Origin of the sequence: Azoarcus sp. TTM-91 (genome assembly GCF_012911025.1) — a bacterium.
Lineage (GTDB): Bacteria > Pseudomonadota > Gammaproteobacteria > Burkholderiales > Rhodocyclaceae > Azoarcus.
Window position 1 is genome coordinate 1 of record NZ_WUEI01000152.1, and the last position, 9,000, is coordinate 9,000.

A 9,000-nucleotide genomic window follows, 5' to 3' on the forward strand; every position below is an offset into this window, starting at 1 on the left:
CCCAAGCACAGCCCCCAGGCTCTCTCCCCCAGCAAGCACGCCACAGACCCATTCCTCTCCAGCATCTCCCCGCATCTCCCTGCACTCCCAAGGGCCAGCCGCATTTGACTGCGCCAGCCCCGGCCAACAGAATCGAACGCTTTTCCGCGCACGCCCGCTTCCGACCGCCATGCTGCCCCTGGACACCCTGCTCGCCTTCCTCGCCGTCTCCATCGCCATCACCTTTGCGCCGGGGCCGGACAACTTGATGGTGCTGGGTCAGAGCCTGGCGCGCGGGCGCATGGCCGGCTTCGGCGTCGCCGTCGGCTGTGCGCTGGGCTGTTTCACCCACACGCTGTGGGCGGCGATAGGCGTGAGTGCCGCCATTGCCGCCTCGCCGCAGCTCTTCCTCGCGCTCAAGCTGGCCGGCGCCGCCTATCTCGCCTGGCTGGGCGTGCAGGCGCTGCGCAGTGCCTCCGCCCTGCGGCCGGCGGCAGCCGCCGGCGGCGGCGAGCCCTGGCTGCGCTATCTGCGGCGCGGCTTCATCGCCAATGCCATCAACCCCAAGGTGGCGCTGTTCTTCCTCGCCTTCCTGCCGCAGTTCAGCCGGCCGGAGCTGGGCAGCGTGGCGCTGCAGACGATGCAGCTGGGGCTGGCCTTCGCACTACAGACGGTGCTGGTGTTCGGCACCATCGCCTTCGCCGCCGGCGCCATCGGCCGCGCGCTGGCGAAGCGGCCGGCGGCAGGCGCCTGGCTGGACCGGCTGGCGGGGCTGATCTTCATCGGCCTCGCCATCCGCCTCGCCACCGACGGCCGCGGCCAATAGGAGCCGCCGCATGCGCCGAGCATCCTCCCTGCCCGCCCCCGCTGGCGACACCGGCCAGCGCCGCGACTGGCAGACGCTGAAGAGCCTGCTGCCCTTCATCTGGGCCCACCGCCTGCGGGTACTGCTGGCGCTTTCCTGCCTGATCGCCGCCAAGGCCGCCAACGTGGCAGTGCCCCTGGTGTTCAAGCATCTGGTGGATGCGCTGACGATCACGCCGGAGCAGGCCCTCATCGTGGTGCCGGCAGCGCTGCTGCTGGCCTACGGCGCACTGCGCTTCTCCACCTCGCTGCTGACCGAGCTGCGCGAGCTGGTGTTCGCCCGGGTGACGCAGGGCGCGGTACGCGAGATCTCGCTGCGGGTGTTCCGCCATCTGCATGCGCTCAGCCTGCGCTTCCACCTGGAGCGGCAGACCGGCGGCCTCACCCGCGACATCGAGCGCGGCACCCGCTCCATCGGCTCGCTGATCAGCTACACGCTTTACTCCATCCTGCCGACGCTGGTGGAGATCGGCCTGGTGATAGGCATCCTGCTGGTGCAGTACGACGCGGTGTTCGCCCTCATTACGCTGGCGACGCTGGCGCTCTACATCGTGTTCACCGTGGCGGTGACCAACTGGCGCACCGCGCTGCGGCGCGAAGCCAACGAGCTGGACTCGGCGGCGAACGCCCGCGCCATCGACAGCTTGCTCAACTTCGAGACGGTGAAGTACTTCAACAACGAGGCCTTCGAGGCCCGCCGCTACGACGAGCAGCTGCAGAAATGGACCGCCGCCCAGCTGCGCAACCAGATGTCGCTGTCCAGCCTCAACATCGGCCAGGCGGCCATCATCGCCGTCGGCGTCACCGCGATGATGTGGCAGGCCGCCAGCCGGGTCGCCGCCGGCAGCATGACGCTGGGCGACATCGTGCTGGTGAACGCCTTCCTCATCCAGCTCTACATCCCGCTCAACTTCCTCGGCGTGATCTACCGCGAGCTGCGCCAGGCGCTGACCGACATCGAACGCATGTTCGGCCTGCTCGGCCAGCACCGTGAGATCGCCGACGCCAGCGACGCCCGCGCGCTGCCGCCCGGCCCGGCCGGCGTGCGCTTCGAGGCGGTGGATTTCGCCTACGACGCCCGCCGCCCCATCCTGCATGGCGTGGACCTGGACATACCCGCCGGCAGCACAGTGGCCGTCGTCGGCCACTCCGGCTCCGGCAAATCCACGCTGGCGCGCCTGCTGTACCGCTTCTACGACGTGCAGGGCGGCAGCATCCGGGTGAACGGCACCGACATCCGCCAGCTCACCCAGGACAGCCTGCGCGCCGCCATCGGCATCGTTCCGCAGGACACGGTGCTGTTCAACGACAGCCTCTACTACAACATCGCCTACGGCCGGCCGGACGCCAGCCGCGCGGAGGTGGAGGCGGCGGCGCGGGCGGCCCAGCTGGAAGACTTCGTCGCCCGCCTGCCCGAGGGCTACGACACCCGCGTCGGCGAACGCGGCCTGAAGCTCTCCGGCGGTGAGAAGCAGCGGGTGGCCATCGCCCGCGCGCTGCTGAAGAACCCGGCCATCCTGATCTTCGACGAGGCCACCTCGGCGCTGGACTCCCGCACCGAGAAGGCCATCCAGGGCCAGCTGGAGCTGGCGGCGGAAGGCCGCACCGCGCTGGTCATCGCCCACCGCCTGTCCACCGTGATGAACGCCGACGAGATCATCGTGCTGGACCAGGGCCGCATCATCGAACGCGGCCGCCACTTCGACCTGCTGGCCCGCGACGGCGCCTACACCCAGATGTGGCTGCTGCAGCAGCAGGAAGAGGCCTTGGCCGAGCAGGGATGACCCCCCGCCCCTGCTACCCGCAGCGGCCCCGCTCCGCAAGCGGCCGGCAATAAAAAACGGCGGCCTTTTCAGACCGCCGTTGCCTTGCTGCGGGTCGCGCCTCTGCGGGCGCTGCCACCCTCCCTGATTGCCTCAGTCGCTCAGTTCCAGGTCAGTCGCGCTTGCGCCGGATCCCGAGGATGCCCAGGAAGGCGGCACCAGCCAGGGCCAGGGAGCCGGGCTCCGGCACATGGGTAGCGGGCGGAGGCGGCTGCTTCACCGTGCCGCTGACAGCAGCAACCTTGACGTAGTCGTAACGGGAGGAGGTGAAGCTCTGCCAGCTGCCATTGCTCTTGTCGCCCGAGGTCACGCCCAGCGTGCCGTCGAAGCCGCCAGCGCCGATCAGCCAGAAGCTGGAGTAGAGGCTGGCGGCGGCGTTCAGCTGTACCGTGTTGCTACCGACGTTGGCGTAATTGCCCACCAGCGACCAACCGTTGCTCAGCAGCGACGCGTAGGTCGCCCCGGCCAGGGAGCCAGTGAAGGGAGTGGCGCCGGTGTAGGCCAGCACGAAGATGTCGCTGTCGGTCTGGGTCCAGCCGAGGGAGACGCTGTCCAGGTGCACCGACTCGGTGCCGAAGTTCAGCATCAGCATTTCGTAGCCGGACTTGTTGTCCAGCGAATGCTGGCCGTCGGAACTGGATTCGCCGCCGACGCCCACGCCGGAGCCGGCCCAGTAGCCGGTGCTGGTGGCGTAGATCGAACTGCTGTTGTTGCTCGCCTTCCAGCCGGTTTCAATCGGCGCGGTCGAACTCTTGTTGTCCAGCGTCCAGGTGGTAGCGGCCAACGCGCAGCTTCCCCATACGGCAAGGGCCGTACCCAGGACGAATTTTTTGACGATGTAGTTCATTCTGCTCTCCGAAACAGCTTTCGCCCGGCTCAAAGCAATCATCGAGCCAATAAAAACTTTTTCTTAATAATCAGATGCATTCCCCATAGCAAAAGGGCGAATGTATCAGTATGTGTAAAAAAACCTGACAGCTACTACTACAACGTAAGACGGAGACGCCTAGCCTCCTCCGCGCCATCGAAAGAGCTACTAAGGCGCAAGGCGCCGTCCAGTTCATCGCGCGCCTCCTGGGCGCGGCCCACCTTGGCCAGCACGTAGGCCAAGTGCCAGCGCACCTCGGCGTTGTCCGGGGCCCGCAGGCGGGCGTCGCGCAGGTAGCGCAGCGCATCCTCATAGCGCTCGCCGCGGGCGAGCGCCCAACCCACGGTATCGATGACGTTGGGGTCGGCCGGTGCCAGGGCCAGCGCCTTCTGCGCGGTGGCGATGGCCGCGCCGTCCTTCATGCGGATCTGGATGTTGGCGAGGTTGTTGTAGGCGCTGGCGTCGGTGGGCACCTCGGCGACCAGGCGCTCGTACTCGCGCCGCGCCGCAGCCCAGTCACCGGTGCGCATGTGGATCTCGGCCAGCGCGCGACGCACCGCCGGCTCCGGCTTGTCCTTCACCCATTGCTGCAGCAGCGGCGCCGCGGCGGCGGCCTTGTCCTGCGCCAGCAGCACCTGCACACGGCGCAGCAGCAGCTCCGCCGAGGGTTGGCGCTCCTGGGCCTGGCGGTAGGCTTCCGCGGCAGCCGGCATCTGGCCGCGGGCGAAGGCGATGTCGCCCTCCACCCGCAGGGCATCCACCGCCTTCGGATCCAGCCGGCGCAGTTCGCGCACCCGCTCGCCGGCCTTGTCGTACTCGCCTCGGGCGAGTGCGGCCTCGGCGGCCAGGGTGAGCGCGCCGATGTGCTCCGGCCGGCCCTGCAGCGCCTTCTGCGCGTTCTTTGCGGCTTCGTCCGTGGCGCCAGCGCGCAACTGGAGGTAACCGATGCGCACCTGGGCATCCGGGTCGTACTCGGCGATGCGCGACATCTCGCGCAGGGTCTGCTGGGCGGCACGAGTATCGCCCACCGCCTGTTCGATGCGGGCCAGTTCGGCCAGCGCGGCGAGGTCGCCGGGGCGGCGCATGGTGAGCGTGCGCATGGCCTCCTGCGCGGCCTGGCCTTCGCCGGCGGCGAGGCGGGCTTCGGCCAGGGCGAGGCTGGCGGCGATGTTGTCCGGCCGGGCGACCACCGCCTTCTCGAACCAGCGCAGGGCCTCGGCGGTGTTGCCGGCCTGCTGTTCCAGCGCGCCGGACTCGTACAGGGCAACTCCGTCGTTACGGTCCTTGGCCAGCATTGCGGCGTAGCGCTGGCGGGCGGCGTCCAGCTTGCCCTCGGCGCGGTCCACCCGGGCGAGATTCAGCTGCGCGGGGACGAAGCCGGCATCGCGCCTGAGCGCTTCGTTATAGGCATTGCGGGCGGCCGGAAGGTCGTCGTTGCTGGCCAGCGCGAGGCCGAGCAGGTTGTGCGCCGCCGGATTGGCGGCCTGCGCCTGCACCGTCTTGCGTGCGACGGCGACCGCCTTGGCACGCTCGCCGCCGCGCATCAGCAGGTTCACATAGGTGGCGGCGAGGCCGACGTCCTGCGGCGTCTTGTCGAATGCGGCGGCGAGGCTGCGCAGGCCGGCTCCGGTGTCGCCCATGCCGATACGGCCCAGGCCGAGAGCGGTCTGCAGCCGGGGGTCCTCGGCGGCACCTCGCGCGGCGGCGCGCTCCAGGGTCTCGGCGGCCTTGGCGTAGCGCTTCTGCGCCAGTTGCACCCGGCCGAGCAGGTAGAGCACCTGGGCATCGTCCGGCTGCTTGCGCAGCACGTCTTCCAGCAGAGCCTGCGCCGGGGTGGTCTCGTTGCGTTCGACCAGCACCGCGGCGAGCAGCTTGCGCGCGCCGAGGTTGCGCGGGTAGCGGGCGACCAGCACGTCAAGGTATTTGCGCGCCTTCTCGAACTGGCCGGTGGCATGGTGCGCCAGCGCGCCGGTCATCAGCAGCTGTTCCTGGGTGGCCAGCCATTCGGCCGGCAGGTTTTCCAGCAGGTCGCCGACCTGCAGCATCTGGGCGTTGGCTGTGGCGCTGTCGCCACGGCGGCTGGCGAGCAGCGCCCGCAAGTAGGCGACGCGCGGCTCCTTCGGCATGTCAGCGCCGAGCTTGTCCAGCACGCCGGCGGCTTCGGCGTCGCGACCGAGGTCCAGCAGGATGCCGGCGCGGGCGACGCGGGCGTCGAGCTGGCCGGGCTGCAGTTCGATGGCGCGGGCGTAGTCTTCCAGCGCGGCGGGCAGGCGGCCGGTGGCGTGCGCCACCGAGGCACGCACGTTGTAGGCGGCGGCATCGCGCGGGGCCAGCTGCACCGCGCGCTCGGCGCGCTCCCGCGCCAGCTCCGGCTTGCCGCTGCCCAGCAGCACCGGCACCTCGGCCACCAGCGGCACCGGCGAGTTCGGGTCCAGCGCGCGGGCGGCGGCGAAGCTGCGTTCGGATTCGTTGCCCTTGCCCAGGTTGGCATAGGCGGTACCGCGCAGGCTCAGCAGTTCGAGCTGGGCGGCGGGCGGCAGGCCTTCCGGCTGCAGGCCGTCCACGACCAGCGAAGCGCGGCCCTGCAGCAGGTAGATGCGGGCCAGCGGCACCGCCACTTCGGCGCGGCTGGCGCCCAGGCGCAGGGCTTCGCGGAAGGAGACCTCTGCGGCGCCGAGTTCGCCCTGGTCGAAGTAGCTGCGGCCCAGCAGCAGGTGGGCGGCGAGCATGTTGCGGTCCTGCTGCAGGGCGTTCTTGAGCTGGATGACCGCACCCGGCAGATCCTGCTTCTCGTAGCGCGCCAGGCCGTCCTCGTAATAGCGGCTGGCGGCAGCCGGATCGGACTGCGCCGCCTGCGCAACGATGCTGCTGGCGCTGAGGACGAGCACCGTCAGCAGGCGACGGACGGGGTGGTTTCGGGACGCGGGCATGATCGGTGGATATGAAATCGACAGGGAAACGGCGGAAATGCCGCGGGAGTATATGCCCGCCGGCGGGCGCCGTGCCGTTAAATCCGTCCGCGGCGACGTGCTGCGCTATGCCCTGATTTTCCTGTGATTTTCGCGCCAGGACCGGCAGCGCGCCGCCATCGGCGGCGGAAACACCGGGCTGGATCAGGCGGCGACGGCGATGCGCCGCAGGCCGTGGCTGCCGCGTTTGGCGTGGTACATGGCGCGATCGGCGGCGCGCAGTAACTCGTCCAGCGTGCGGCCGTGCTGCGGGTAGAGGCTGACGCCGACGCTGGCGCCCAGATTGAACACGCCGCTGTCGAGCAGCAGCGGCGCGTTCAGCGCGTCCATCAGCTTGCCGGCCGCCTCCAGCGCATCCCCGGCGCCGCCGACCTGGGCCAGCAGCACGACAAATTCGTCACCGCCGACGCGGGCCACGGTATCGCTCTGGCGCACCAGTTCGCGCAAGCGGCTGGCCACCGCGCGCAGCACCTCGTCGCCCACCGCATGGCCGTGGGTGTCGTTCACCGGCTTGAAGGCATCGAGATCGAAGTAGAGCAGCGCCATGCCGCGGCCATCACGCTCGGCCAGGCTGGCGGCCTGGTCGAAACGGCCGCTGAGCTGGATGCGGTTGGCGAGGCCGGTGAGGCCGTCGTGCAGGGCGAGGTGGCGCACGCTGGCCTCCTGGGCGCGGCGCTCGCTGATGTCGGAGAAGATGGCGATGCAGTGTTCCGGCTGGCCGTGGTCGCCGCGCACCAGGGTGGCCGACAGCGTCACCGGGAAACGGGCGCCGCCGCGGTGGCGGGCCTCCAGCTCGCCCTGCCAGTGGTCACGTGCGCCCAGCGCCTGGCGCACCTGGGCGAAGAGTTCCATGCCGCCGACGCCTTCACCGCCGGTGCCCACCACCTCGTCCGCCGTATAGCCGGTGAGGCGGGTGAAGGCGGGATTCACCGATTCGATGCGGCCTTCGCCGTCGAACACGACGATGCCCTCGCCGCTGCGCTCGAATACCCGCGCCGCCAGCGCCAGCTGGGCAGCGAGCGCCTGGCGCTCGGTGAGGTCTGCCATGACGCCGACCAGCCCGCCCTCGCCTGCGCCGGCCCCCCCGACGCCACGGTGGAAGGCAGCGCGCACCACCAGGTTGTGGATGTGGCCAGCCTCGTCGGCGATACGCACCCGCTCGTCGAACAGCATCGCGCCGGAGCCGCTGGCAGCCGCGGCGAGAAAACGCGCGCAGCGGGCTGCGGCCGGCGCGCGGTCTTCCGCCAGCAGCAGTTCGGTCCAGTGATGGCCCAGGCTTTCCTCCGCCGCGCGGCCGGACAGCCGCTGCCAGGCGGGGTTGAGGTAGCTCAGCCGGCCGGCGGCGTCGGTGCGGAACAGCACGTCGTGGATCTGCTCGGCCAGTTCGCGGTGCAACTGTTCGGAATCTTCCAGCCGGGCAGCGACGCGATTGAAGCGCCACAACAGCAGCAGCACGAACAGCGCCACGCCGGCACCGGCCGCGCGCACCCGCCACACCGCGGCCGCCAGGCCGGGCACGCCGTCCAGCGGCACCGCCGCCATGTTCCACTCGCCGTCGAGCACCCGGACATCCAGCTTGAAGGCGGCCGGATCGTCGAACAGCGCGCTGTCGCCCCAGAACACCGCGCCGCCGCTGCCCAGCCCGTCCACCCCGCGCAGGGCAATCTGGTAGCGCAGCTCGGCTTCGTGCAGGCCGCTGCGCACGAGCAGGCGGTCGAAATCTATCGGCGTGCTCATCAGCCCCCAGTAGCGGCCGCTGCGCGGCGCGGCGCCGGGCGGCGTGAGGTGGATAGGCACGCGGTGGATCAGCGCGCGGCCGCCCTGCACCAGGGCCACCGGGCCGGCCAGCACCGCCCGGCCATCCGCCAGCATGCGCCGGGTGGCAGCGCCCTGCACCGGGTGATGCAGCAGGTCCAGCCCGACCGCAGCCTCGTTGCCCGCCATTGGATACACCATGGAGATGACGTTGTCCGGCGCCAGGGTGATGTTGCGCAGCAGACTCTGGTCCGCCAGCAGTTCGCGGGCGATGAGATCGAAATCCTGCCGGGAGATGCCGCCACGGGCGGCGACGTAGGACACCAGGCCAGCGGTGAGATTGGTGGCGCCGTTCAGCTCGCCCTCCAGGCGGGCACGCAGCCCGGCGAGTTCGGACAGGCGCTCGGCGCGCCAGCGCTCCTGCAGGCGCGCCTCGAACATCTCGCCGGCGATGACGACGAACACCGCCGCCGCCACGCCCACCAGCGCGAGCGCCGCACTCATCACCGCCCGCGAACCGATACGCATCGTGTCTCCCTGAAGCCGGTGCCTAATTGTAGGCAGCGGATGCGGCCGGGCAAGCGGAAAGACGCATGCGGCCTGCCTCGCGGCCTGCCGGCACGACATGCCAGGCGGATCGCCCGCCCCGCGACAGCCCCTTTCCCGCCGCGGCGGTGCGGCGGAACAGCACTGCGCGACGCGCGGCCGCCGCGCTTTCCTTCCCCGCCCCGCCCTCCTAGAA

Annotated in this window: 6 protein-coding genes; 3 read left to right on the plus strand and 3 right to left on the minus strand. The window is 70.4% G+C overall.

Translation table 11 applies throughout. The annotated features are described in order from the left end of the window. Nucleotides 1–169: 169 nt before the first annotated feature. Complete coding sequence (locus tag GRF61_RS22125; RefSeq protein WP_169152787.1) at nucleotides 170–805, plus strand: LysE family translocator; 636 nt, start codon at nucleotides 170–172, stop codon at nucleotides 803–805. A 10-nt stretch (nucleotides 806–815) separates the two neighbouring features. After that, nucleotides 816–2,627 (plus strand): ABC transporter ATP-binding protein/permease, encoded by a 1,812-nt coding sequence (locus GRF61_RS22130; protein ID WP_169152788.1) that lies wholly within the window; start codon nucleotides 816–818, stop codon nucleotides 2,625–2,627. 151 nt (nucleotides 2,628–2,778) lie between these two features. On the opposite strand, the gene xdp1 is transcribed toward GRF61_RS22130, so the two are convergent. Both xdp1 and prsT read right to left on the minus strand, forming a co-directional pair. Then, a complete protein-coding gene (gene xdp1 / locus GRF61_RS22135; RefSeq protein WP_169152789.1) occupies nucleotides 2,779–3,513 on the minus strand; it encodes an exosortase-dependent surface protein XDP1 in 735 nt (244 codons plus the stop codon). A gap of 137 nt (nucleotides 3,514–3,650) precedes the next feature. Beyond that, complete coding sequence (prsT, locus tag GRF61_RS22140; protein ID WP_169152790.1) at nucleotides 3,651–6,464, minus strand: XrtA/PEP-CTERM system TPR-repeat protein PrsT; 2,814 nt, start codon at nucleotides 6,462–6,464, stop codon at nucleotides 3,651–3,653. Here prsT and GRF61_RS25120 point away from each other — a divergent pair. Continuing rightward, nucleotides 6,463–6,591: a hypothetical protein gene (locus GRF61_RS25120; RefSeq protein WP_281275373.1), complete on the plus strand. Its 129-nt coding sequence runs from the start codon at nucleotides 6,463–6,465 to the stop codon at nucleotides 6,589–6,591. The genes prsT and GRF61_RS25120 overlap by 2 nt on opposite strands. A 56-nt stretch (nucleotides 6,592–6,647) precedes the next feature. Here GRF61_RS25120 and GRF61_RS22145 read toward each other — a convergent pair whose 3' ends face one another. After that, nucleotides 6,648–8,786 carry a diguanylate cyclase gene (locus GRF61_RS22145; protein ID WP_169152791.1) on the minus strand — a complete coding sequence of 713 codons (2,139 nt, stop codon included), beginning with the start codon at nucleotides 8,784–8,786 and terminating at the stop codon, nucleotides 6,648–6,650. Between the last annotated feature and the right edge of the window lie 214 nt (nucleotides 8,787–9,000).

Bases quoted from the DNA above. Each gene is read 5' to 3' on its own strand.
- prsT (WP_169152790.1), bottom strand. From the start codon at position 6,464: ATGCCCGCGTCCCGAAACCACCCCGTCCGTCGCCTGCTGACGGTGCTC.
- GRF61_RS25120 (WP_281275373.1), top strand. From the start codon at position 6,463: ATGATCGGTGGATATGAAATCGACAGGGAAACGGCGGAAATGCCGCGG.
- GRF61_RS22125 (WP_169152787.1), top strand. From the start codon at position 170: ATGCTGCCCCTGGACACCCTGCTCGCCTTCCTCGCCGTCTCCATCGCC.
- xdp1 (WP_169152789.1), bottom strand. From the start codon at position 3,513: ATGAACTACATCGTCAAAAAATTCGTCCTGGGTACGGCCCTTGCCGTA.
- GRF61_RS22145 (WP_169152791.1), bottom strand. From the start codon at position 8,786: ATGCGTATCGGTTCGCGGGCGGTGATGAGTGCGGCGCTCGCGCTGGTG.
- GRF61_RS22130 (WP_169152788.1), top strand. From the start codon at position 816: ATGCGCCGAGCATCCTCCCTGCCCGCCCCCGCTGGCGACACCGGCCAG.